We start from the raw sequence: 23,359 nt of genomic DNA, 5'->3' as shown, positions 1-23,359 counted from the left end.
CTACTCCTCGGTGGTCTGAGCCTGCCCTTCCACGAGCTCGCGGACAGCTTCGATGAAGGCGTCGCCACGGTGAGCATAGGAAGAGAACTGATCCATGGATGCAGCTGCCGGGGCCAGGAGCACAGTGTCCCCCGAGGTGGCCAGCTGTGCCGCCGACTCAACGGCCCGTGCCATCACAGTCTCACCGTAAATCGGCGAGGGGCCTGCGTCGGCGTGGGCCGTTTCGGCAGTCTGCACGTCTTCAGTTTCGCCCTTTGCCTGGCCGATCACGGGGACATCCGGAGCGTGTCGCTGGAGCGAGGCAAGCAGGCCCGACGAGTCCGTGCCAATCAGCACCACAGCCTTGAGCCGGGAGGCGTTGTCGCGGACCAGTGAGTCGTAATTCACACCTTTGGACAGACCGCCGGCGATCCACACCACGTTCTGGAATGCGGACAATGAGGCGGCGGCGGCGTGCGGGTTGGTGGCCTTGGAGTCGTTGATCCACAGCACACCCTCGTGGCGGGCGACGGGCTGGATGCGGTGGTCCCCCGGCAGGTAATTCTGCAGCCCTTGGCGGACGGCGGACGGCTCTACCCCGTAGGCGCGGACGAGGGCGGCCGCGGCGAGGGCGTTGGCGACCATGTGCCGGGGCGCCACGGGTCCGAGGTCGGTCATCGCGGCCAGTTCGGCGGCGCTGTCCTTGCGTTCGGGAATGAAGGCGCGGTCCACGAGCAGGCCTTCGACGACGCCGACCATGCTGATCGCGGGGGTGACGGTGGTAAAGCCCACCGCGCGGCAACCCTCGACGACGTCGGCGTCTTCTACCATGCGCTCGGTTTCGATTTGCTCGGCGTTGTAGATGCACGCCTTCTGCGTCCGCTCGTAGACCTTGGCCTTGTCCGCCAGGTAGGAGTCGTAGGAGCCGTGCCAGTCAACGTGGTCTTCGGCCACGTTGAGGCACACGCTGGCGACCGGCGACACGGAGTGGCTCCAGTGCAGTTGGAAGCTGGAGAGTTCGACGGCGAAGACGTCGTAGTCCACCGGGTCGCGGAGCGCGTCCAGGATTGGCGTGCCTACGTTCCCGACGGCGATCGCCTTGAGTCCCGCGGCCTGCAACATCGATTCGGTCAGCCCGACGGTCGTGGTCTTGCCGTTGGTGCCGGTGATGGTGAGCCAGTCAGCCGTCTTGCGGCCCTTGCGTTCGCGGACCCGCCAGGCGAGTTCGACGTCGCCCCAAACCGGGATGTGTGCCCGCGCGGCGGCAGCCAGCAGGGACTGGTCGGGCCGCCAGCCGGGCGAGGTGACGATCAGCTCAGGCTTTTCGCCGTCGACCTTCGGCACGGATGCGACGGCGTCTTCGCCGAGCAGTACATCGACGGCTCCGACGATCCGGAGGGTGTCCGCCTGGGCGCGGGCCTTCGCGCTGTCCGCGGCATCCACCACGACCACGCGGGCGCCGAGTTCGATCAGGGTGTCGGCGGCGGCAAAACCGGAGATCCCGATGCCGGTGACGACCACACGGAGTCCGGACCAGTCCGAGTCCCAGCCGGTGAGGTTCTCCAGCCGCGGCGAGGTGGCCAGCGGCTCAGGGATGTTCCCGCTCACAGCAGCACCACCCATTCGGCGTAGAAGATGCCCAGGCCGGCCGCGACGAAGAGTCCGCAGAGGATCCAGAAGCGGACCACGACGGTGACTTCCGCCCAGCCCTTGAGTTCGAAGTGGTGCTGCAGCGGGGCCATCTTGAAGAACCGCTTGCCCTTGGTGATCTTGAAGTAGCCGACCTGGATGATGACCGAAAGGGTGATCAGGACGAAGAGGCCGCCGATGAAGGCGAGCAGCAGTTCGGTCCGGGACAGGATCGCGAAGCCGGCGACGGCGCCGCCGATCGCCAGCGATCCGGTGTCGCCCATGAAGATCTTCGCCGGGGAGGTGTTCCACCAGAGGAAGCCGACCAGCGCGGCGCTGAGGATGGCCGCGAGCAGGGCGAGGTCCAGCGGGTCGCGGACGGTGTAGCAGCCGGCGCCGGCCTGCCGGGGTGAGCCGCAGGCCTGGTTGCTCTGCCAGATTCCGATGATGGTGTACGCCCCAAAGACCATCACGGAGGCGCCGGCGGCGAGGCCGTCCAGCCCGTCCGTGAGGTTGACGCCGTTGGTGGCGGCGGTGACGATCAGGTTGGACCACAGCACGAACAAGATGGCCCCGGCCACGGTGCCGCCGAACGCGAGGTTCAGCCACGGGATGTCCCGGACCAGGGAGATCTGGTACGACGCCGGCGTGACGTTGTTCTCGTCCGGGAAGTTCAACGCCAGGACCGCGAAGATGATGCCGACCGCGGCCTGCAGGATCAGCTTGGCCTTGGCGTTGAGCCCCAGGCTGCGCTGCGCGGAAATCTTGATGAAGTCGTCCAGGAATCCGACGAGTCCCATGCCGACCATGAGGAAGAGCAACAGCAGCGCCGAGGCCGATGGCCCGGGCGACCGTGGGTTCATCATCCACATGACGAGGTGCGTGATGCCGTAGGAGACCAGGACCGCCACCACGACCACTGTGCCGCCCATGGTGGGGGTGCCGCGCTTGGTGTGGTGAGAGGTGGGTCCGTCGTCGCGGATGAACTGTCCGTAGCTCTTACGGACCAGGAAGCGGATGAAGAGCGGGGTGCCCAGGAAGGAGAGCAGCAGGGCCAGACCGGAGCCCATCAGCAGTGCGATCACGGCAGGGTGCTCCCTTCGGTGGCGGTTTCGGCGGGGGTCTCAGCAGCGTCTCCGGCGGAGGTACCGGCCGACGTGTCCGGGGCCAATGGGGGTAATGCTATCCGATCCCCCAGATGGCGCAGTCCGATGCTGTTGGATGACTTGAAGAGGACCAGGTCCCCGGGCTCGAGTTCGGCGCGCAGGATCTCGTAGGCTTCGTCCACGGTCTCGGCGAAGAGGCATTCGTCGCCCCAGGAGCCCTCGTTGACCGCCGAGACGTAGAGGGCGCGGGCCTCGCGTCCGATCACCAGCAAGCGGGAGATGTTGAGCCGGACCACCTGGGTGCCGACGGCGGTGTGCTCGCGGATCGAGTCTTCGCCGAGTTCCAGCATCGCACCGAGCACGGCCCAGGTCCGGCGGCCACGGCCCAGGTCCGCCAGCGTCCGCAGGGCGGCGCGCATGGACTCCGGGTTGGCGTTGTAGGCGTCATTGATGATGGTCACGCCGTCGGGCCGTTCGGTGCGTTCCATCCGCCAACGGCTGGCGGCGGACTGGGCGCTCAGCGAAGCGGCGATCTGCGCGCCGGGGATGCCGGCGGCATGCGCAGCGCCGGCCGCGGCCAGCAGGTTGCCCATGTGGTGGGCCCCAATCAGCTTGGCCGAGACGTGGTGGCGGGTGCTGTCGTCCGGAAGCAGGAGATCGAATTCCGGGCTGCCCCCGGCGTTCAACTCGACGTTCTCGGCCTGGACGGCGGCCTGCTGGCCGCCCCGGGCGGGCTGGGCGGAGAAGCCGAGGACCGTCGCGGAGGTCCGGGAGGCCATTGCGGCCACCCGCGCGTCGTCCAGGTTCAGCACGGCCGTGCCGTGGGCGGGGAGGGCTTCCACCAGTTCGCCCTTGGCCAGGGCGATGTTTTCGACGCCGCCAAACTCGCCGGCGTGCGCGGTACCAACGAACAGCACCACACCGATCTCCGGACGGACCATGTCCGCGAGGTAGCGGATGTGGCCGATGCCGGTGGCGCCCATCTCGATCACGAGGTAGCGGGTACCGTAGCCGGCCTTGAAGACGGTCAGCGGCACGCCGACCTCGCCGTTATACGAACCCTGCGGCGCCACCGTTTCGCCGTGTTCGGCGAGGATCCCGGCGAGCAGGTCCTTCGTGGTGGTCTTTCCCGCGGATCCGGTGATGCCGATGACGGTGAGTGACTCGCCGTCGGCTTCGCGGTGGGCGCGGATCCGGCGCACGGCCTCAGCGGCGAGGGCGCCCATGGCCAGGACGGAGTCCGCAACGACCACCGCGGGGAAGTTCCGGCCGTCGGCGGCGGGGACGTCCCGCTCCACGAGGGCCAGCACGGCACCGCGTTCGAAGGCGGCGGCGACGAAGTCGTGACCGTCGGCTGCCTCCCCCGGCTTGGCCACATAGAGGGAACCCGCCGTGGCCTCGCGGGAGTCGGTGACCACAGAGCCGGGCGTGAGGCCCGGTTCGGCGGCAAGCCGGCCGTTGGTTATTTCGGCGATTTCCGCCGCTGTAAATGCAATCATCTCGGTTTAGGACTCTATCCGCTGGTCATCGAGAACGGTGAATCCTCGTACTGTCAAGGCGGACCGCAGTTCCACCCGGTCATCGAGCGCCAGATTGACGCCCTTGACTTCCTGCCAGACCTCGTGGCCGCGGCCGGCAACGAGGATTGTGTCCTCGGGGCCGGCGAGCTCCACCGCTTTGCGGATGGCGGCGTCACGGGGGAAGACCTCCAGCACCGTGCAGCCGAGTCCCTCGCGATCTTTGGCTTCGAGGGCGCCCGCCATCACGTCGGCGCGGATGGCTGCCGCGTCCTCATCGTGCGGGTCGTCGTCGCTGACGATCACGATGTCCGCGAGCCGGGCCGCGATCGCCCCCATCGTGGGGCGTTTGCCTTGGTCGCGCTGGCCGGTGGCACCGAACACGACGATCACTTTCGCTCCCGCCTTCGGGGAGCGCACGGCCTCGAGCGCGCGGGCGAGGGCGTCCGGGTTGTGGGCGAAGTCGACCACGGCGGCCGGCGCTGTCGCGACGAGCTGCATGCGTCCGGGCACGGCTACGGTGAACGGATCCGCCGTGTCCAGCGCGGCTTGCACCTCGGCCGCGGGGACGCCGCTGGCGAGCACCATGGCCGTGGCCAGGGCGGCGTTGGCGACGTTGAAGCTTCCGGGCAGCCCGGTGTGCAGGCGCAGTTCGGTACCGTCCTGGTGGCGCAGAGCGAACTCGGTGCCGAGCCCGCGCGGCTGTGGGTCCACGACGGTCCAGTCCGCTGCCGGACCGGCCTCGTCACCGGCGTCGGTGCGTGTGGCGAGCGTGGTGACGGGGATGCCGGCGCCGGCCGCCAGTTTCCGGCCCCATTCATCGTCGACGGTCACGACGGCGGCCCGGGCGCGCTGCGCGGTGAAGAGCCGGGCCTTGGTCTGGAAGTATTCGTCCATGGTCCCGTGCAGGTCCAGATGGTCCTGGGTGAGGTTCGTGAACCCGGCGACGTCGAACACCACGCCGTCGACCCGGTGGAAGGAGATGGCGTGCGAGGACACCTCCATGGAGGCGGCGTCCAGGCCGCGTTCGCGCATGAGGGCCAGGAGGGCGTGCACGTCTGTCGATTCCGGCGTGGTGAGCAGGCTCGGGATTGCTTCGCCGCCCGCCAGGATTTCGATGGTGCCGATCAGCCCGGTCTTCCGGCCCAGTGCCCGGAGCAGGGAGTTGATGAAGTAGGTGGTGGTGGTCTTGCCGTTGGTCCCGGTGACGCCGAACAGGGCCGGAGCGGCGGCGTTCTCCGGCCTGCTCTGGTAGATCAGCGCGGAGAGGGCCCCGACCAGGCTGCGCGGTTCCCCGGCCAGCAACACCGGGACGGCGATGTCATTGGAGAGCGCCAGCAGGCGGGCACCGGCGTCGTCCGTCAGCACCGCGACGGCGCCGGCTTCCACTGCCTGGGACACGAAGTCAGCTCCGTGCCGGGTGGCTCCGGGCAGGGCGACGTACAGGTCTCCCGGCATGACGGCCCGGGAGTTCAGCGAGATCCCGGTGACCTGGACGTCCGCGGCGGCGCCGGGGACGACGACGCCGATTCCCTCGCCAATGGTCTCGAGCGGCACCGGGGCAACCGCCGTGGGCCGGAACGCCGAGGTGGAGTCCAGGCCGGTCGGGGTGGCCGCCGCTTCCGGGGCATTGAGCTCTGACAAAAGGATCTCCGTTGGTGGTGCTGGTGCAGGGCGGGCCGCGCGCGGAAGATTGATCCGCACGCAGGCCCGGCTGCATGGAACTGGTTGGTGCTGCTGACTCGTCCTGCTGGGTGCTACTTGGCGTACTGCGGCAGCCGGACCGGCTTCCCGGTGGACGGCTCGACGTTGTAGGTGCGCAGCGTCTGGCTCATGACCGAACGGAACACGGGTCCTTGCGTGATGCCGTAGATGCTGCCCTTGGGCCGTTGCAGGACCACTTCAACAATAAACCGCGGATCGTCCATTGGCGCCATCCCGATCAGGGAGGCGGTGTAGCCGCAGAATCCCGACTTGCCGTCGTCGCACGGGGACTCGGAGGTGCCGGTCTTGGCGCCCACCCGGTAACCGTCGATGGCGGCGTCCTTGATTTCGCCCTCGGTGACGGCGCTTTCCAGGATGTCGCGGACCTGCTTGGCGGTGTTTTTGGAGACCACCTGCCGGTTGGGCTTGGCCGGGACCTTCTCTTCGGTGCCGTCGGGGCTGATGTAGCTGTCGATCAGGCGCGGCTGCACCATGACGCCGCCGTTGGCGATGCTCTGGTAGGCGCGGACCGTTTGCAGGGTCGACTGGGCAACGCCCTGGCCGAAGAGCACGGTGTACTGCTGGCGGCCGTCCCACTGGTCGGCGGGGGTGAGGATGCCTTTGGACTCCGCGGGCAGCCCGATGTCCGGCGCCTCGCCGATGCCGAACTTCTGCAGCCAGTCGTGCCGCTTTTCCTTGCTCAGCCGCTGGCCCACCATGACCGTGCCGGTGTTCATCGAATAGCCGACGATGCCGGCCAGCGTTCGTTTCTCGGTGCCGTGTTCGAAGGCGTCGGTAAAGTTCTGGCCGTCCACCGTGTAGCTCGGCGGGATGATGAATTTGTCCAGCGGGCGGGCAGTGCCCTCCTCGATGGCGGAGGCGGCGGTGATCATCTTTTCCACGGAGCCAGGCTCGTAGGCGGCGGTCACCGCACGGACGCCGCGGTCCTCGGCTGCGACTTTGCCGGGATCATTGGGGTCCGGCGCATTGGTGTCCGCCATCGCGATGATGTTGCCGTTCTTGGCGTCCTGGATGATGATGATGCCCCACTCGGCGCTGAGCTTGTCCTTCTGGCTTTGGATGGCCTGCTGGGCGAAGTACTGCAGGTCGGAGTTGAGCGTGAGTTTGATGTCCTTGCCGTTGACGGCCGGCGTGAACTGGTCGACGCCCACCGGGATCCGCAGCCCGTCGGCGCCGATCTCGAACAGCCGCTTGCCCGCGGTGCCCTTGAGCACGTCATCCTGGGTTTGTTCCAGCCCCGCCTGGCCGGTGGTGCCGTCCTTGAGGAAGCCGACGATTCCGCCGGCCACCGAGCCGTTGGGATAGACGCGTTTGCTGGTGCCCTCGGTGACGATGCCGGGGACCTGGAGCTTGGAAACGCGGTCCTCCACGTCGGGCCGGATGTCCTTCGCCACGATGTAGTAGCGCGACGTGCCGGTCAGCGCCGTTTTGAGGTCGTTCTTCTTCATGCCCAGCACGGTCGCCAGCTCTTCGATGCCCTGGTCGCGCGGGATTTTGACCACGGTGTCCTTGCCGTCGACCTTTTCGAGCCTCGGGAACGATTCGGTGTTCGTGTTGACGGTCTGGTCAACCACGACGTTATAGCGGATCACGCTGCTGGCCAGCACCGTGCCGCGGGAGTCGAGGATGCTTCCGCGCTCCGCGGGCAGTTCAATCGGCTTGAGCCGGTTCTGGAGGGCCGCCTCGGCCATGCCGCCGACGTCGAGGCCCTGGACCAGGAACAGTTTCCCGCCAACAACCAACAGCAGCGTGAGCATGAGGCCCAGCCCAAGCCGCAGCCGTCGCGTGGCGCTCGGCGTCTTGCTGGGGCGTGCCTTGCCGGTGTTCTGCGCCACGATGATTCCTTGCTACTTGCCTGGCTGGTCGTTGGTCCCGTCGGCTATTTTCCGGGGACCTTCTGCGCGGGGGCGGGGATGGTGCCGCCGTAGAGGTTCACCGACAGGGCGGGAACCTTGACGCGCGGTGCCTTCGCAGCCTGCGCGGCGGCAGCGGCTTCAGCGGCTGCCGGGAGGCTCGACGCCGGCTTGCGGCTCAGGAGCGGTTCGTTCTCCGAGGCGGACGGAACCACATTGACCTGGCCGGCAACAGCCGGCGCGGCAATGACGGAGCCTGCATCGTCGCCCTTCACGGCGGGCTTGGCCTGCCCGGTCACCGCGAGCGTGGCCAGGTCGATCTGGCCCTTGCCTGCGGAGGCCACCATGCCCAGCTCCGTGGCCTTGGCGGCCAGGTTCTGCGGGGCGTCAAAGTTCTGCACCTGCTGGGTGAGGTCCTGGTTCTGCTTGGTCAGCGTGGACTGCTGGGCCCGCAGCTCGACCAGCTGGTACTGCGCCGAGGAGACGGAGATGTTCAGGACGAGCACGGCCATCAGGGCCAGGGCGAGGATACCGAAGCACATCACCACAAACGGTGCCCGACGCTTGCGCGGAACGGAGCGGACGACGGAGAGCGGCGTCCGGGACTTGCGGACGGGCGCACCGGGGTGCAGCGCCGGGAGGGCACGGGCCGTGGCAGCGGTGGCAACGGGGAAGCTGTTGACGGCGGCGGTGCTCATGCGACTCTCCTGGCTTTGATGCGTTCCACGGCGCGGAGCCTGGCGGAGGCGGCGCGTGGGTTTTCTGCTATTTCTTCGGCGGTGGGCACCTCGGTGCCCTTCGTCAGGGTCTTGAGTTCGGGTTTGTGCTCCTCAAGCTCCACCGGGAAACCGAGCGGGGCCGAGGACTTGGAACCGGCTTGGAAGACTCCCTTGACGATCTTGTCTTCCAGCGAGTGGTAGGACATGACGACAACCCGGCCGCCGAGGGCGATCGAGGCCACGGCCGCCGGAATCGCGCGCTCCAGCACCTCGAGTTCCTCGTTGACCTCGATCCGGAGTGCCTGGAAAGTCCGCTTGGCGGGGTGGCCGCCGGTCTTGGCGGCACCGGACGGAACCACGGCCCGGATGGTTTCGACAAGTTCGCCGGTGGTAGTGAAAGGCTTCTCGGCGCGGGCTGCAACGATCCGGTTGGCGATCCGGCCGGCGAACTTCTCCTCGCCCCACTTCCGGATGATCCGGACGAGGTCCTCTTCGCTGTAGTTGTTCACGACGTCGGCAGCGGTCTGGCCGCGGCTGGTGTCCATCCGCATGTCCAGCGGCGCGTCGAAGGAGTAAGCGAAACCTCGTTCGCGTTCATCGAGCTGCAGCGAGGAGACGCCGAGGTCCATCAGGATGCCGTGGACCTCGGCGAAGCCCAGGTCCTGAAGGACTTCGGGGATTTCGTCGTACACCGCGTGGACCAGGTCGATCCGGTCAGCGAAGGGCTTCAGGCGTTCTCCCGCCAGGGCGAGGGCTTCCTCGTCACGGTCGATGCCGATCAGGTGCAGGTCCGGAAACCGCTGCAGCATGGCTTCGGAGTGGCCTCCCATGCCGAGCGTCGCATCGACGGCGACCGGCGTCTCGCCACGGCGTCGCGCCTCTTCGAAAGCCGGTGCCAACAAATTGATGCACCGGTCCTTGAGAACCGGTACATGTCGTTCGGACGTAGGCTTCGCCTGGTTTGAGTCGTCACTCATGCCTGCGTCCTTTCGTTGTCGGGTGTGGCTGCCGCGTGGCGCTGCGGGTGTTCCCCGCGGTGCCGGTTTGCGGCTTCTTGATCCAGATCCCCATCCGCGCCTACCCTGCGGTCCGCCTGGCTCCGGGGAAGTGAGCCAGGTGAACTGCCGGATGGGCGGCTGGAGATCTCAATCAAGAAACGCTTGGTGCTGATGGTGCCGCCCGGGTCTCAGAGGATTCCCGGGATGGCGTCGTCGGTTTCCGAGAAGGCGGTTTCCTTTTCGGCCAGGTACTCGTTCCAGGCCTGGGCGTCCCAGATCTCCGCGCGGGTGCCTGCGCCAATGACGGCCAGTTCCCTGCCGAGACCTGCGTATTCCCGGAGCGCCGGCGGAATCGTCACGCGCCCCTGCTTGTCAGGTACCTCGTCAGAGGCTCCAGAGAGGAAAACGCGGATGTAGTCACGGGCCTGCTTGGAGGAGATTGGAGCCTCCCGCATCTGCTCGTGAACCCGGCCGAATTCCGCCTCACTGAAGACGTAGATGCAACGTTCCTGGCCCCTTGTGAGAACCAGGCCGGCGGCGAGTTCCTCGCGGAACTTTGCCGGCAGGATGATTCGACCCTTTTCGTCCAGACGCGGCGAATGAGTGCCGAGAAACACGGCCCACCGCCTGTCTGTTGTAGGAAGTCCAACGTCCCCTGTGCTGCCACTACCCTCTTACGTCCTCCACATTACTCCACTTCACTCCCCCGTCAACGACATTTGGCATATTTTTGGTCAATTTAGCGTCAGTTTTCAACCAAATGTCCCTTGCGAATAAAGGGAACCGGCAAAAGTGGGGCGCGGTGGAGGGATTTGACCCCGCCGAAGCCCCGGCGGGCCACCGTTTGGCCGCCAGGGCCCACGCCGTGCGGACTTGACCGGCACAGCGTTCTCATGGCCGTTACAGGGCCCGGCGCCTGCTGCCAATAACGGGCGGTCAGCGAGTATCTGGCGCCGGTTAAACGGCAAAAGACCCGCCGAAGCGGGTCTTTATGGGCGTAGCCGTGGTCTGGGTGGTGCGAAGTGGAGGTCCGGTGGCTGCCCGGGGAGCTGAACCGTATCAGCCGTCCCCGCGGTGTCGTTCCTCCCAGCGCTCCTCGAGGTTGCTCATGAACGAACTGCGGGGCTTGCCCGGCTTCCTGACGGCGGCTCCGGACTTGGACTTGCCGGCCGTGCTGCGCATGGTCGCAAAGTAGACGCCGGCGCCCATGACCACAAAGCCAAGGACACCAACAACGATGCTCTGCAGCGAGACGCCCAGCAATAACAAGAGAATGCCCGCGAGGGTGCCGAGGACCCCGATGACCAGATGACGGGTGGACCAGGAGCGACCCGGATCCGATCCCATGGAGCTGGCAAACTTGGGATCGTCCTCGTGCAGCTGCTTCTCAAGTTGCTCAAGCAACTTCTGTTCGTGCTCCGAGAGCGGCATCACGACCTCCTTAAGTCGACCAACGTCCAGATTTGACGCGGCCCTTGTCCCTAAAACCCTAACGACCGGGATGAGCGTCTGGTTCCCCGTTTCCCGTCATTGGTGAAATGGGGATCCGCTCTTCCCTGAAAGGTGTTTAGTTGGCATGGCCGGCAACCCGAACGTTCGATCCAGTCGTTCGAAATCTATGTATCTCTAAGGATAGATTGTTGCGCCCTGTTCTGAAAGACGCTGTCTGCGGCTTCGCGGCGGCCTGCGGCGGCCCGGCGCAGCGCCGCCCCTGCCGGCTGTCACCGCTGCACCCGGGGCCGCCAGCTCACTCGGCGCCAGGCCCCGGATCGAGCAGCCGGGCAGGGAGGACGGACTTATTGCCGAATTTGCGGGTGACGCGGTCCAGGGCCTGCTCGGCGGCGCGCCAGTTATCGTCCCGGCGGTCCAGGCTGAGCTGCAGCGGCGCCAGGGCGGCTTCCTCGAGCTGCTCCGCCCGGATGCCCACAAGGCGCACCGTCATGGGCCGTTGGCCGACCGACTCAAGTAGTTGCACGGCGACGCCGTAAAGCAACTGTGCGCTATCTATCGGGGTGCTGACGGTGCGGCTGCGGGTGATGGTGGAGAAATCGGCGTAGCGCAGCTTCAAGGCAACGGTCCTGGCATGCATCCCGGCGTTCCGGAGCCGTTCCGCCGTGCGGTGCGAGAGACGCAGCAGCTCCCGGTGCAGCAGGGCGTCGTCGGCCGTATCCACCGCAAACGTCTCCTCCGCGCCGATGCTCTTTTCGAGCCGGACCGGAGTCACCGGCCGGGGGTCGATGCCCCACGAGAGCCGGTGGACGTGCTCCCCCGTGGCGCCCAGAATCTTGCGCAGTGACGGCAGCGGCGTGGCGGCGACGTCGGCAACGGTACGGATTCCCATCCGGGCGAGAACCTCGACTGTCTTGGCTCCCACCCCCCAGAGGGCGCTGACCGGCAGCGTGTGCAGGTAGGGCACCGTCTCGTCGGGGCCGATCAGCAGCAGCCCGTCGGGCTTGCACCGGGTTGAGGCGATCTTGGCCACGAACTTACTGGCGGCGATCCCCACTGACGCCGTGATGCCAAGCTCGCTCTCGACCCTGCGCCGGATCAGTTCCCCGATTTCCCGGGGCGGCCCGAGCCGTCGGATGGCACCGCCGACGTCGAGGAACGCCTCGTCGACGCTCAGCGGTTCCACGAGGTCGGTGATCGAGCCGAAGATGGCCATGATCTGGGCCGAAACCTCGTAGTAGAGCTTGTGCCGCGGTTCGATGATGACGGCGGAGGGGCACATCCTGGCGGCGACCGCCATGGGCATCGCTGACTTGACGCCGAACTTGCGGGCGGCATAGGAAGCTGACAGGACCACCGAGCGGTCCGCCGGGTAGCCCACAATCACGGGGCGCCCCTTGAGTTCGGGGCGGCTGCGCAGCTCCACCGATACGAAGAATGCGTCCATGTCCACGTGCAGGATACTGCTGCGCCGGAGTTCGCGAAGACCCGCCTCGCTGAACTGTGTCCCGGCGTGCTTCTCGGCGTGATTCTCGCTGTGTTTATCGATCTGATTTTCCCTGTCCGGCCCCACACATCAATCCTATGCGTAGGTACTGACTAAACTGGAGGCTGATCCGGCGTCAACACTAGGAGGAATGCCCCCGTGAAGGTTATTGGAGAGCGCAAGCGCGCCGTGACGGCTGTGGGCGCCGCTGGCGTCTTGCTGGCCCTGGCCGCGTGCACCCCCGGCCCGGCAGCGTCGTCCACTGCGGCGTCCGAGCCCGCAGCGGCCGCGCAGTCCACCGCCCAGCCTTCCACCACGGCTCCCCCCAGCCCCTCCGCCAAACCCGGCACCTCCGCCACCGTAGGCGCCCTTGTGGAGGGCTTCCCCAAGAAACTGCTGCCGGTGATGCCGGGCGCACAGGTGGAATCAAGCAGTTTTGACAAGAGCGGCGCCCCCGCGACCGTTGCCCTGGTGGCCAAGATCACCTCGCCGGCAGCCGACGTCGTGTCGTACTACAGCAAGCAACTGAAAAGCCAGGGATTCAAGGCAGTCCCGGGCGGCACCGTCGGCTCGGTGGCCTCCAAGGACTTCCTGCGCGGGGACAACGAAACCGTGAACCTGGCTGTCGTCGAGGCCGCCGGGATCTCCACCTTCACGATTGGCGCCAACGTCGCCGCCGAGTCCGTCAAGTGAGCCTGGCCGAACAACTCCGGGTTGAGCAGGCGGATTTCGTGGCCGCCGTCGCCGGCAAGCTGACCGACTTCCTTACCTCGCGTTCGACGGTGATGTCCGCCATCTCCCCGGACATCGACCCGCTCATGGGGTCCATCTCCAACCTGGTCACCGGCGGCAAGCGCCTCCGCGCCCTGATGTGCTACTGGGGCTGGCGCGGCGCGGGCGGCGGCGCCGCGGCCCGCGAGGTGGTCACCGCCGGCTCGGCGCTGGAGCTGTTCCAGGCCGCGGCACTGATCCACGACGACATCATTGACCGCTCGGACACCCGCCGGGGCGGTCCCAGTGTGCACCGCCGTTTCAGTGAGCTGCACGCGAGCCAGGGTTGGGCGCTGGATCCGGAACGCTTCGGCCACGCGGCGGCGATCCTCACCGGTGACCTGTGCCTGTCCTTCAGCGAAGAATCGTTTACTGAAATCGGCGATCGCGCGGCCTCCGGCAGCCAGGCGCGGCTCATCTTCAACCTGATGCGCGCCGAGGTCATGGCCGGCCAGTACCTGGACATCCTGGAAGAAGTGGCCGGCCCGCACCGCGACCGGGCCGGGGCGGTCAGCCGTGCCCAGTCCATCATCCGCTTCAAGTCGGCCAAGTACTCCACCGAGCACCCGCTCGCGCTGGGCGGCGCCTTGGCCGGCGCCTCGGACGATCTGCTGCGCGGCTACTCCGCGTTCGCGCTCCCCCTGGGCGAGGCCTTCCAGCTGCGGGACGATGTGCTGGGCGTCTTCGGCGACCCCGTCACCACCGGGAAGCCCGCGGGCGACGATCTCCGCGAAGGCAAGCGCACCGTGCTGGTGGCCTTCGCCCTCGACCAGGCGACTCCCGCCGAATCGAGCTTCATCGATGCGAAGCTCGGCAGCCCTGACCTGAGCACCGGCGACGTCGAGGAGATCCGGCGCATCATCGTCGACTGCGGGGCACTGCAGGCCACGGAGGTCCTGATCGAGGAATTCGGCAAGGCAGCCTTCGACGCCCTGGACCTGCTCCCGCTCGAGGAACTGCCCAAGACGGCGCTCCGGAAACTCGCCGAGGCCGCTGTCAGCCGCACAGCCTGAACGGACGGGAATCCGCAGGCGGGTTCAAGACCAACAGGGACAACAAAGGCCGTGCCCAGCGTTACACGCCGGGCACGGCCTTCGCCGTATTAGCAGGAACCGCAGTACTACCAGGCCATCGTCTGGGCCCGGCGGCGGATTTCCGTCTTGCGTCCTTCGCGGAGGGCGTCGATCGGACGGCCCCGCAGGGACTCGTCCGGGGTGAACAGCCAGGTGATGAGTTCTTCGTCCGAATAGCCGGCGTCGGCCAGGACAACGATCGTGCCCTTGAGGCTCTCCACCGCGTGGCCGTCCTGGATGAACGCCGCGGGCACGGAGCGGATCCGCCGGTCACCGATCCGCACCGCCGCCAGTGCGCGCTCGTCGAGCAGCGCATGAACCTTGGTGATGGACACGTCCAGCAGCTGTGCTACGTCGGGCAGGGGCAGCCATTCGCCTACGAGGCTTTCTACAGTACTCACGGATCAAGATTGCCATGCCGGGGCGGAATGCGCCTAGTCAGCCACGACCCATTAATTCGACCGCTTAATCCAACGTATAAATGGGACAACAAATAAGCCCCCCGGCGGCGCCGCCCCGGGCGACCAGCCGGACGCCCGGGGCAAGACACTCCCGCGGGTGTCATTGCAGAATGTCAAACAGTTCTTGTGCTATTTCGCAATTCATGAGAGATTCGCATGGATCACATTTGTAACTGCAGTATCTTCAGTCACACTGGTAACACCAGTAACACTGTCTGTCCTGCGGGGTTCGCCGCTGAGAAGAGGATCTTTCCCATGACGACGTCACGTTCGCCGAAGCACAACCCGAGGCCCGGCCTCCCGCTGATTGCGGCGACGACGGCGGCGCTTCCCGCCGTCGTGCTTTCGTCCTTGGCGATCGCGCAGCCGGCAGCTGCCGAAGCCCGTCCGCGGGCGATCCCGGCGACGCTCGCGGCGGCCATGAAGGCACAGGGACAGGCCAGCTCGGCGGTGTCTTCGGCCCTGATCCCTGCCGCGGCGGTTCCGGCCACCGTTCCGGCCTCGTTCCAACCGGCCAAGGTCGCCGCTCCGGCGCGGTACACGATTGTCCGTGGCGATACGATCAGCGCGATCGCCCACAGGTATGGCCTGAACACCCACGCACTGCTCAAGCTGAACAACTTGCAGCCCCGGTCTGTGATCTACCCCGGCCAGAGGATCAAGCTCACGGGTTCCGCCAGCGGCCCCGCCGCCAAGGCAGCTCCGGCGAAAGCTGCACCGCCGAAGGCGGCTCCGGCACGTACCGGTGGCAGTGTCTACACCGTCAAGTCCGGCGACACTCTGAGCGGGATTGCCGCGCGCCACGGCGTCAGGCTCGCGGATGTCTTCAGCCGGAACGGGCTCAGCGCCCGCTCCGTGATCTACCCGGGCCAGAGGATCAACATCGGAGCCGCCGCGGCAGCTCCAGCCCCCCGCGCCGCAGCCCCGAAGGCCGCACCCGCCCGGCCGGCGGCGCCGAAGCCTGTCCCGGCCCCCGTCAGCTCAGGGTCCTACACCATCAAGTCGGGCGACACGCTCTCCGGTATCGCTGCCCGGCACGGAGTGAAGCTCTCCGCCGTCCTGTCGGCAAACCGGCTGACCATGAGCAGCATCATCTACCCCGGACACAAACTCGTCATTCCCGGCGCAAGCACCAGCACCATCAAGCCGGCCTCCAGCCAGCCACCAGCCGCGGTTACCCCCTTGGTGCCCAGCACCTTCCTGGGTTTCAGCTACCCGAAGGCCGTGGTCAGCTCCGCTAACCAGAACAAGGCGCTGCTCAATGCCTCGCCGGTTCCCACCCGTGAACAGATGAAGCAGATCGTGGCAGACACGGCACGCCGGATGGGCGTCTCGCCGTCGCTGGCCATGGCCTTCGCCTACCAGGAGTCAGGCTTCAACCACCGCTCGGTCTCCCCCGCGAACGCGATCGGCACCATGCAGGTCATTCCGTCCTCGGGCGGCTGGGCCTCGGACCTCGTGGGCCGCAAGCTGAACCTGCTGGACCCGTACGACAACGCCACGGCCGGCATCGCCATCATCCGCCAGCTGGTCGCGACCAGCAAGAACCTGGACTACGCCATCGCGGGGTACTACCAGGGACAGTATTCGGTGAGCACAAAGGGCATGTACGAAGATACGAAGGCCTATGTGGCGTCGATCAAGGCGCTGCAGAAGACCTTCAGCTAAAACCACCAGCATCGCGCGGGGACTGAGACCTCCGTCGCGTAACGTTACGGGTCCGGGTTGCATGTCAATCCGGACCCGTTTCCGTGCAGAGCTTAGGATCAAAGGGTGCAGGAATACACATCGGACGCTCTCGTCGGGACCCTGGTGGACAACCGGTACCTGATTCGATCCAAGCTGGCCCGGGGCGGAATGTCCACGGTCTACCTCGCCACCGACCGCCGGCTCGAGCGGGACGTGGCACTCAAGCTCCTGCATCCGCACATGGCCGGCGACCCGCAATTCCTGGATCGGCTGGGCCGCGAAGCCAAGGCCGCCGCCCGGCTCTCGCACCCGCACGTCGTGGGGGTCCTGGACCAGGGCGATGACGGTCCGCTGGCTTATCTGGTGATGGAGTACATCAAGGGCCACACGCTGCGGGATGTGATCAAGGAAAAGGGCGCCCTCACGCCGAGGCTTGCGCTGGCACTGATCGACCCGGTGGTGGAGGGACTCGGAGCCGCCCACGCGGCCGGCCTCATCCACCGGGACGTCAAGCCCGAGAACGTGCTCATCGCCGACGACGGACGGATCAAGATCGGCGACTTCGGGCTGGCGCGGGCCATCACGACGACCACCAGCACCGGCGCCCTGATCGGGACCGTGGCCTACCTCTCCCCCGAACTCGTGCTGGGCCGGCAGGCCGACGCCCGCAGTGACATCTATGCCCTCGGAATCATGCTCTACGAGATGCTCACCGGCAGCCAGCCGTTCGAGGGCGAGGTGCCGATCCAGGTCGCCTACCAGCACGTGAACTCCACCGTCGGACCGCCGTCGGACCTGGTCCCGGGGCTGGCGGAAGAACTCGACGAGCTCGTCCAGTGGTGCACGGCCAATGACCCGGACAAGCGCCCTGTCGACGGCAACGCCTTGCTCTTCGAACTCCGGCACATCCGAACCAACCTCAGCGACACCGAGCTGGACCTCCGACCCCCGGCTGCCCTGCCGGCGGCCGTCGCGGGCGGGGCGGCAGGCGCCGGCGCCACCCCCGGAGCACCCTTGGCAGAACCGCGTCAGGCAGCCGCGGACGCGCACACGGAATTCCTCGGCGCCGTCCAGGAGCCCACGGAAGTCATCAACCGCGCCAGCAACCCGACCACCATCCTCGCCGGCAGGCCCCGGCCGGGCGCCTACGGCCCGCTCGCCACTCCGGAGGAACACGACGCGGCGGCCTACCCGGACGAAGCTCCGGAGGGCCTGCCTGAGCCCGCGAGCAAGCGGGCGCAGCGCAAGCAGGACCGCGACGAGGAGAAGGCACGGCAGCGCGCGGCGGCTACCCCCAGCCGCAGCCTGCGGGCGGGGAACCCGCGGCGCCGGGGCCTGGCCTGGATCCTGGTGCTGGTCCTCGTGGCGTTGCTCGCGGCCGGCGCCGGCTGGTTTTTCGGCATGGGCCCGGGGTCCCCGGGGACCATCCCGCAGCTGGCCAACAAGACGGTGGCCGAGGCACAGCAGTTGCTCCGCACCGCCGGTTTCCAATCAACGACCCGGGATGTCTTTGACGACAACGTTTCCCCGGGCCTCGTGGTGGGCTCGGAGCCGCAGGCCGGCCAGGTCGTACGCAAATTCGAGTCCGTCTCGCTGGCCGTTTCGAAGGGTCCGGAGCTGTTTCCCCTGCCCCAGCTGACAGGTAAGTCGCTCGACGCGGCGAAGAAGGCCCTCAACGGCGCCGGCATGGCCCTAGGCCCGATCACTGAGCGCTACGACGAGGCCGCGGCGGCCGGGACCGTGCTGGCCCAAAAACCGGCCAAGGGCACCCCCGCCAAACACGGAACACCCGTGGGGCTGACGGTCTCCAAGGGCCCGCAGCCTATCCCGGTGCCCGATCTCCGCGGCAAAGACCAGGAGACCGCGGTGAAGACCATCGAAGCCGCCGGACTCAAAGCCGTCGTCGCCCCGGAAACCGTCTTTGACCGCGATGTGCCCAAGGGATCGGTTGCCGCCCAGGACCCGGCCACCGGAAATCTCACCAAGGGTGGCACCGTGACCCTGACAATCTCCAAGGGGCCCAAGTTCGTCCAGGTTCCGGACGTGTTCCGCAAACCGGAGGAGGAAGCGGTCCAGGCGCTCAAGGATGCCGGTTTCGAGGTGAAGGTCAACTACGCCTTCGGCTCCTCCGTGCTCGGCCTCGTCGCCGGCCAGGACAAGACCGGGCGGCAGCCCGAAGGCTCCCTCGTGACCATCACCGTGACCTGAGCCTGACCCCGGCGGGCCCGCTTCGGCCGCCCCGCTTCGACCGGCCGCTTCGGCGGGTGTGCCTGCTGCACCAAGGGCTCCGCCCCGGCTGGAATCAGCCGGGGCGGAGCTCTTTGCTGTGCCGGGGGCCGGCGGGTTGCGGCCTAGCGCTTGGCGAGGGCTCCGGCCACCAGGAATGCCATTTCGAGGGACTGCATGTGGTTCAGCCGAGGATCGCAGACCGACTCGTAGCGGTCCAGGAAGGCGTCCTGGTCGATCGGGTCGGCGCCGCCCAGGCACTCTGCCACGTCGTCGCCGGTCATCTCCACGTGCAGGCCGCCCGGGACGGTGCCGAGGCCGTGGTGGACTTCGAAGAAGCCGCGCACCTCGTCGATGACGTCGTCGAAGTTGCGCGTCTTGTAGCCGTTGGGCGAGGTTACCGTGTTGCCGTGCATCGGGTCGGTGACCCACAGGACCTGGGCTCCGGAGGCGGTGACGCGTTCGACGATCGGCGGCAATTTCTCCCTGATGTTGCCGGCACCCATCCGGGTGATGAAGGTCAGGCGGCCCGGTTCCCGGTTGGGGTCGAGCTTGTCGATCAGGCGCAGCGCGTCATCGCCGGTGGTCGAGGGGCCCAGCTTGACGCCGATCGGGTTCCGGACGCGGGAGAGGAAATCAACGTGCGCGTGGTCCAGTTCGCGGGTGCGCTCCCCGATCCACAGGAAGTGCGCCGAGGTGTCGTAGGGCAGGCCGGTGCGGGAGTCGATGCGGGTCAGGGCGCGCTCGTAGTCCAGCAGCAGGGCCTCGTGGCTGGCGTAGAACTCCACGCGCTTGAGTGCTTCGAAGTCCGCCCCGCAGGAGGACATGAACTTGATGGCCCGGTCGATGTCGCGGGCCAGGGATTCGTAGCGCGCGTGCGCCGGGTTCTCGGTGAAGCCCTTGTTCCACTGGTGCACCAGCCGCAGGTCCGCGAAACCGCCCTGCGTGAACGCCCGGATCAGGTTCAGGGTCGACGCCGAGGTGTGGTACGCCTTGAGCATTCGACTGGCGTCGTGGGCCCGGGATTCCGGGGTGAAGTCGTAGCCGTTGACGATGTCGCCGCGGTAGGCCGGCAGGGTTACGCCGTCGCGAGTTTCATCGTTGGAGGAGCGCGGCTTCGCGAACTGGCCCGCCATCCGGCCCATCTTGATCACGGGCATCGCCGCACCATAGGTGAGGACCACTGCCATCTGCAGGATCGTCTTGACCCGGGCGCTGATCTTGTCCGCGGTGGCGGCTTCGAAGGTTTCCGCGCAGTCCCCGCCCTGGAGCAGGAATGCCTTGCCCTGCGCAGCCGCGGCGAGGCGTTCGCGCAGGATGTCCACTTCGCCGGCGAAGACCAGCGGGGGCAGTACGGAAAGTTCCTTGACTGAGGCTTCAAAGACCGCGGGATCGGACCAGCTGGGCTGTTGCGAAGCGGGCAGCTCCCGCCAGTGGTCCAGTCCCGGATAGTTGGCGGCACCGCTCTGGGCCGTGCTGGTGAAAGCAGACCCGGTCAGGGCGGAACCGGCCAAGGTACCGGCCGGCGTGGAAGTGTTCAGGGACGTCGAAGGCGCAGATAGCTCAGTCACCCTCTAAGGATAGTTGCCCCGGGGTTGAACGGGGGCGCCCGGCGTCATTGACTGCGGGCGCTTCGTCACACAGTTCCGGGCTTCTCCGGTTCCGGGCCGGCACCGGCCTCCGGCGCCTCGGTAGCTTTTCCGGCGAGCCGCAGTTTGACGACGGCAGCGTACTCGTCGACGTATTCCTGGCCGGAGAGCCGCATCAATTCGTACATGATCTCGTCCGTCACGGAACGCTGGATCAGGCGGTCATCTTCCATCCCGTAGTAGCGGCTGAAGTCCAGGGGCTCGCCGAAGATCATCCCAATCCGCCGGATGTTGGGCATCCGCTTGCCGATGGGCTGAACCTTGTCGGTGCCGATCATCGCGACCGGGATCACCGGGACCCGGGCCTGCAGGGCGAGCCGGGCAACACCCACCTTCCCGCGGTACAGCCGGGCATCCGGGCTGCGGGTTCCCTCGGGGTAGATGCCCAGGAGCGAGCCGTTCTTGAGCACATCCATGCCGGCGTCGAGCGAGCGGGCGGACGCCGCTCCCCCGGACCGGTCCATCGGCAGCTGGTTGGTCAGGCGGAAGAAGGCAGCCGTCAGTTTTCCTTTGATTCCCTTGCCGGTGAAGTATTCCGATTTAGCCAGGAACACGACCGGGCGGGGCACCATGAGCGGCATAAAGATGGAGTCGGAGAAAGACAGGTGGYTGGAGGCCAGGATCGCGGCGCCCTCGGCCGGAACGTTGTCCAAGCCCTTGACCCACGGCCGGAAGAGCGTCTTCAGGACAGGCCCAAGGACGAACGTCTTCATGAACCAATAAAACACGTGGTGTACCTCTMCGGCAGGCGTCTGGCCGGCCCTTCCTCGGGCCCGGCCAGGACTTCAATGACACCCTACTCTAGTGAGTTTTGTCGCGAACAGTGACACGATGGGCTCATGAGCGAAAGCAGCACTCCGATGGCGCCTGCCGCTTTTCGCTACCCCGGCCACGGCGACAACGCAGGTACCGGCGTCGCCATCTGCCACGGCTTCACCGGAAGCCCCCTGAGCGTGCTCCCCTGGGCCGAGCACCTGGCCTCCCTAGGGTTTGCCGTCTCCGTTCCCTTGCTGCCCGGCCACGGCACCGATTGGCGGGACCTCGCACGGCACGGCTGGCAGGACTGGTACGGCGCCTTCGAGGAGGCGTACCTCGAGCTGGCGGCGGGAACCGGCTCGTGCTTCGTGGCGGGCCTCTCCATGGGCGGGACCATCGCCCTGCGTACTGCCGCCCGCCACCGGGTGGCCGGCGTCGCCGTCGTCAACCCCGGCCTCAGCTTCTACGACCGCCGGGTGCGCTACATCGGGCTGCTCAAATACCTGCAGCGCACCACGGTCCCGCTGCAGGAGTCGGAGTCGACGGCGGCAGCCACCGAGGACGGCGACTACTCGCTGACTCCGCTGGCGGCCGTCCACCAGCTGCGCAAGCTGTTCACCGCAACCCTGCGCGAGTTGCCCGCTATCACAGCTCCGGCGCTGGTGTTCAAGTCCGACACCGACGCAGTGGTGCCGCCGAGCTCGCTGGAGCTGCTCCGCCGCCGCCTTGGCTCGCGGGAGCTTACGGTCGTGCCGCTGCCGGACAGTGGCCACGTTGCAACGCTCGACGTCGACGCTCCCGTAATCTTTTCGCAGTCCGAGCGCTTCTTCCGGGAGCACGCGGACACGTCAGCCATCAAACCCAGCCCAGCCGTCAAACCCAGCGCAGCCATGAACACGGAGCAGCCATGAGCACAGCCCCCGACCACTCGCCGTTCAGCAGCCCGTTCACCGGATCCGGTCCCCGGACCGGCGTCGTGGTTTCCCATGGTTTCACCGGCAGCCCGCACGGCGTCCGGGCTTGGGCGGAGTCCCTGGCTGCAGCGGGCTACGCAGTCCGGATGCCGCTGCTGGCCGGGCACGGAACGAGCTGGCAGGAGCTGGCCCGGACCCGCTGGCAGGACTGGCACGCGGGACTCGACGCCGCCTACCTGGAACTGGCTGAGGAGTGCGACCACGTTGTGGTGGCCGGCCTTTCAATGGGCGGCGCCTTGGCGCTGCGGCTCGCGGCCACCCGTCCCGTGGCCGGGGCGGTGCTGGTGAATCCGGGCCTGGTCATCGACGATCCCCGGGCGCCGCTGGCCGGGATCCTCAAGTTTGTGCTGAAGAGCACCCCAGCGATTGCCAACGACATCCTCAAAGAAGGCGTGGACGAGGGCGCTTATCCGCGCACCCCTGTCGCCGCGGCCCACGAGCTGAACAAGATGTTCAAAGACACCGTGCGGTTGTTGCCCCGGATCACCGCCCCGGTCCGGGTTTACCGGTCCACCGTGGACCACGTCGTCTCCGACGCCAGCCTGGCTGCCCTGCGCCGCGGCCTGACGAACGCCCGGCTGGAGGTCATCGCGCTGGAGAACAGCTACCACGTGGCTACCATGGACAACGACGCGCCCCGGATCTTCCAGGGCACAGCCGAATTCATCCGATCGGTCGTGGAAGGTCGGAGCCAGGGCACCCCCAGCGCCAGCCAGAAAGAAACGGCAGATGACTAGATCCGACCCCGGGACGCCGGACCCCGATTCCCCGGACTCCAGCGCGAACGATGACGACGCCGTCTGGCTTGATCTGGTTGCCCGGCTTGAGGGCACCGAGTCCGGGCCTGCCGGTGGCGCCGGAGCCGCGAGCCCGGCCCCGCGGACTTTCCGCGACTTCGACCCGCTGGGCCTTGCCGCTCCCGCGCAGGCTCCAGTCGAACCTCCGGCCGGGAGCCGGCCGGCGGCCCCGGACCGAATTGACGGCCACGAGGATAGCGGGCGCGCGAGTGGCCCGCGGGACTACGAGCCTGACGACGACGACGGCGCGTTCGTCCCCGAGGAACCGCCCAGCCTCGCCGGATCCGACCCGCTGACGACGCTCGCGTGGCTGGGTGCCGTCGGCGGCCCGATTGCCCTGCTGCTGTCCGCCATTTTCTGGCGGAGCGCACCACTGATGGCAGTCCTTGGCATGGTGTTAGCTTTCGCTGCCTCGGTGGTGTTCCTGATCATGAAGCTGCCGCAGGAAAAGGATGAGAACGACGACGGGGCCCGCGTCTAGCACGCTGCTGCTGAGCCGTCG

20 protein-coding genes are annotated in these 23,359 nt (G+C 67.3%); 7 read left to right on the top strand and 13 right to left on the bottom strand.

Features of this window, described 5'->3' with window-relative positions:
• From murD to dinB, 10 genes are all read right to left on the bottom strand, one after another.
• A complete protein-coding gene (murD, locus tag AC1DK9_RS05810; RefSeq protein ID WP_476915287.1) occupies positions 1 to 1,602 on the bottom strand; it encodes a UDP-N-acetylmuramoyl-L-alanine--D-glutamate ligase in 1,602 nt (533 codons plus the stop codon).
• Entirely contained in the window at positions 1,584 to 2,693 is a 1,110-nt protein-coding gene (gene mraY / locus AC1DK9_RS05805; protein WP_476863586.1) for a phospho-N-acetylmuramoyl-pentapeptide-transferase, read from the bottom strand. The genes murD and mraY overlap by 19 nt, the downstream gene beginning before the upstream one ends.
• A complete protein-coding gene (locus tag AC1DK9_RS05800; RefSeq protein WP_476915286.1) occupies positions 2,690 to 4,213 on the bottom strand; it encodes a UDP-N-acetylmuramoyl-tripeptide--D-alanyl-D-alanine ligase in 1,524 nt (507 codons plus the stop codon). The genes mraY and AC1DK9_RS05800 overlap by 4 nt, the downstream gene beginning before the upstream one ends.
• 6 nt (positions 4,214 to 4,219) lie before the next feature.
• The gene (locus tag AC1DK9_RS05795) at positions 4,220 to 5,875 is read right to left on the bottom strand and encodes a UDP-N-acetylmuramoyl-L-alanyl-D-glutamate--2,6-diaminopimelate ligase (RefSeq protein WP_476915285.1); all 1,656 of its coding nucleotides are present in this window, start codon (positions 5,873 to 5,875) and stop codon (positions 4,220 to 4,222) included.
• A 113-nt stretch (positions 5,876 to 5,988) separates the two neighbouring features.
• Positions 5,989 to 7,791, bottom strand: a complete 1,803-nt coding sequence (locus AC1DK9_RS05790) for a peptidoglycan D,D-transpeptidase FtsI family protein (protein WP_476915284.1) — start codon at positions 7,789 to 7,791, stop codon at positions 5,989 to 5,991.
• A gap of 44 nt (positions 7,792 to 7,835) precedes the next feature.
• A complete protein-coding gene (gene ftsL / locus AC1DK9_RS05785; RefSeq protein ID WP_476915283.1) occupies positions 7,836 to 8,507 on the bottom strand; it encodes a cell division protein FtsL in 672 nt (223 codons plus the stop codon).
• Positions 8,504 to 9,505, bottom strand: a complete 1,002-nt coding sequence (rsmH, locus tag AC1DK9_RS05780; RefSeq protein ID WP_476915282.1) for a 16S rRNA (cytosine(1402)-N(4))-methyltransferase RsmH — start codon at positions 9,503 to 9,505, stop codon at positions 8,504 to 8,506. Before rsmH ends, ftsL begins: the two co-directional genes overlap by 4 nt.
• A 209-nt stretch (positions 9,506 to 9,714) precedes the next feature.
• Positions 9,715 to 10,143, bottom strand: a complete 429-nt coding sequence (gene mraZ / locus AC1DK9_RS05775) for a division/cell wall cluster transcriptional repressor MraZ (protein ID WP_056740915.1) — start codon at positions 10,141 to 10,143, stop codon at positions 9,715 to 9,717.
• Positions 10,144 to 10,585: 442 nt separating this feature from the next.
• On the bottom strand, positions 10,586 to 10,957 hold the full coding sequence (locus tag AC1DK9_RS05770) for a DUF3040 domain-containing protein (protein ID WP_476915281.1): 372 nt from the start codon (positions 10,955 to 10,957) through the stop codon (positions 10,586 to 10,588).
• A 316-nt stretch (positions 10,958 to 11,273) separates the two neighbouring features.
• Positions 11,274 to 12,437: a DNA polymerase IV gene (dinB, locus tag AC1DK9_RS05765; RefSeq protein WP_476915614.1), complete on the bottom strand. Its 1,164-nt coding sequence runs from the start codon at positions 12,435 to 12,437 to the stop codon at positions 11,274 to 11,276.
• 183 nt (positions 12,438 to 12,620) lie between these two features.
• Between dinB and AC1DK9_RS05760 the strand changes: the two genes are divergently transcribed.
• Both AC1DK9_RS05760 and AC1DK9_RS05755 read left to right on the top strand, forming a co-directional pair.
• Positions 12,621 to 13,154 (top strand): hypothetical protein, encoded by a 534-nt coding sequence (locus tag AC1DK9_RS05760; RefSeq protein ID WP_476915280.1) that lies wholly within the window; start codon positions 12,621 to 12,623, stop codon positions 13,152 to 13,154.
• Positions 13,151 to 14,245: a polyprenyl synthetase family protein gene (locus tag AC1DK9_RS05755; protein WP_476863594.1), complete on the top strand. Its 1,095-nt coding sequence runs from the start codon at positions 13,151 to 13,153 to the stop codon at positions 14,243 to 14,245. Before AC1DK9_RS05760 ends, AC1DK9_RS05755 begins: the two co-directional genes overlap by 4 nt.
• A 107-nt stretch (positions 14,246 to 14,352) precedes the next feature.
• Here AC1DK9_RS05755 and AC1DK9_RS05750 read toward each other — a convergent pair whose 3' ends face one another.
• Entirely contained in the window at positions 14,353 to 14,706 is a 354-nt protein-coding gene (locus AC1DK9_RS05750) for an Rv2175c family DNA-binding protein (RefSeq protein WP_476863595.1), read from the bottom strand.
• A 315-nt stretch (positions 14,707 to 15,021) separates the two neighbouring features.
• On the opposite strand from AC1DK9_RS05750, the gene AC1DK9_RS05745 reads away from it, so the two are divergent.
• Both AC1DK9_RS05745 and AC1DK9_RS05740 read left to right on the top strand, forming a co-directional pair.
• Positions 15,022 to 16,434 carry a LysM peptidoglycan-binding domain-containing protein gene (locus AC1DK9_RS05745; protein ID WP_476863596.1) on the top strand — a complete coding sequence of 471 codons (1,413 nt, stop codon included), beginning with the start codon at positions 15,022 to 15,024 and terminating at the stop codon, positions 16,432 to 16,434.
• A 105-nt stretch (positions 16,435 to 16,539) separates the two neighbouring features.
• Positions 16,540 to 18,663, top strand: coding sequence for a protein kinase domain-containing protein (locus AC1DK9_RS05740; protein WP_476915279.1), 2,124 nt, complete (start codon positions 16,540 to 16,542; stop codon positions 18,661 to 18,663).
• Positions 18,664 to 18,806: 143 nt separating this feature from the next.
• On the opposite strand, the gene AC1DK9_RS05735 is transcribed toward AC1DK9_RS05740, so the two are convergent.
• Positions 18,807 to 20,195, bottom strand: coding sequence for a class II 3-deoxy-7-phosphoheptulonate synthase (locus AC1DK9_RS05735; protein ID WP_476915613.1), 1,389 nt, complete (start codon positions 20,193 to 20,195; stop codon positions 18,807 to 18,809).
• 122 nt (positions 20,196 to 20,317) lie between these two features.
• Positions 20,318 to 21,058 (bottom strand): lysophospholipid acyltransferase family protein, encoded by a 741-nt coding sequence (locus AC1DK9_RS05730; protein WP_476915278.1) that lies wholly within the window; start codon positions 21,056 to 21,058, stop codon positions 20,318 to 20,320.
• Between the two features lie 111 nt (positions 21,059 to 21,169).
• Here AC1DK9_RS05730 and AC1DK9_RS05725 point away from each other — a divergent pair, with 111 nt between their 5' ends.
• From AC1DK9_RS05725 to AC1DK9_RS05715, 3 genes are read left to right on the top strand one after another with little or no spacing between them, the layout of a single operon-like run.
• Positions 21,170 to 21,997 carry an alpha/beta hydrolase gene (locus tag AC1DK9_RS05725; protein ID WP_476915277.1) on the top strand — a complete coding sequence of 276 codons (828 nt, stop codon included), beginning with the start codon at positions 21,170 to 21,172 and terminating at the stop codon, positions 21,995 to 21,997.
• Positions 21,994 to 22,797, top strand: a complete 804-nt coding sequence (locus tag AC1DK9_RS05720; RefSeq protein WP_476915276.1) for an alpha/beta hydrolase — start codon at positions 21,994 to 21,996, stop codon at positions 22,795 to 22,797. Before AC1DK9_RS05725 ends, AC1DK9_RS05720 begins: the two co-directional genes overlap by 4 nt.
• Positions 22,790 to 23,338 (top strand): hypothetical protein, encoded by a 549-nt coding sequence (locus AC1DK9_RS05715; RefSeq protein WP_476915275.1) that lies wholly within the window; start codon positions 22,790 to 22,792, stop codon positions 23,336 to 23,338. Before AC1DK9_RS05720 ends, AC1DK9_RS05715 begins: the two co-directional genes overlap by 8 nt.
• Positions 23,339 to 23,359: the final 21 nt, after the last annotated feature.

The sequence above is a fragment of the Arthrobacter sp. 01T414 genome, from assembly GCF_056398965.1.
The sequence above is the reverse complement of the archived record's forward strand: the minus strand, read 5'-3'. Positions and strand labels throughout refer to the sequence as shown.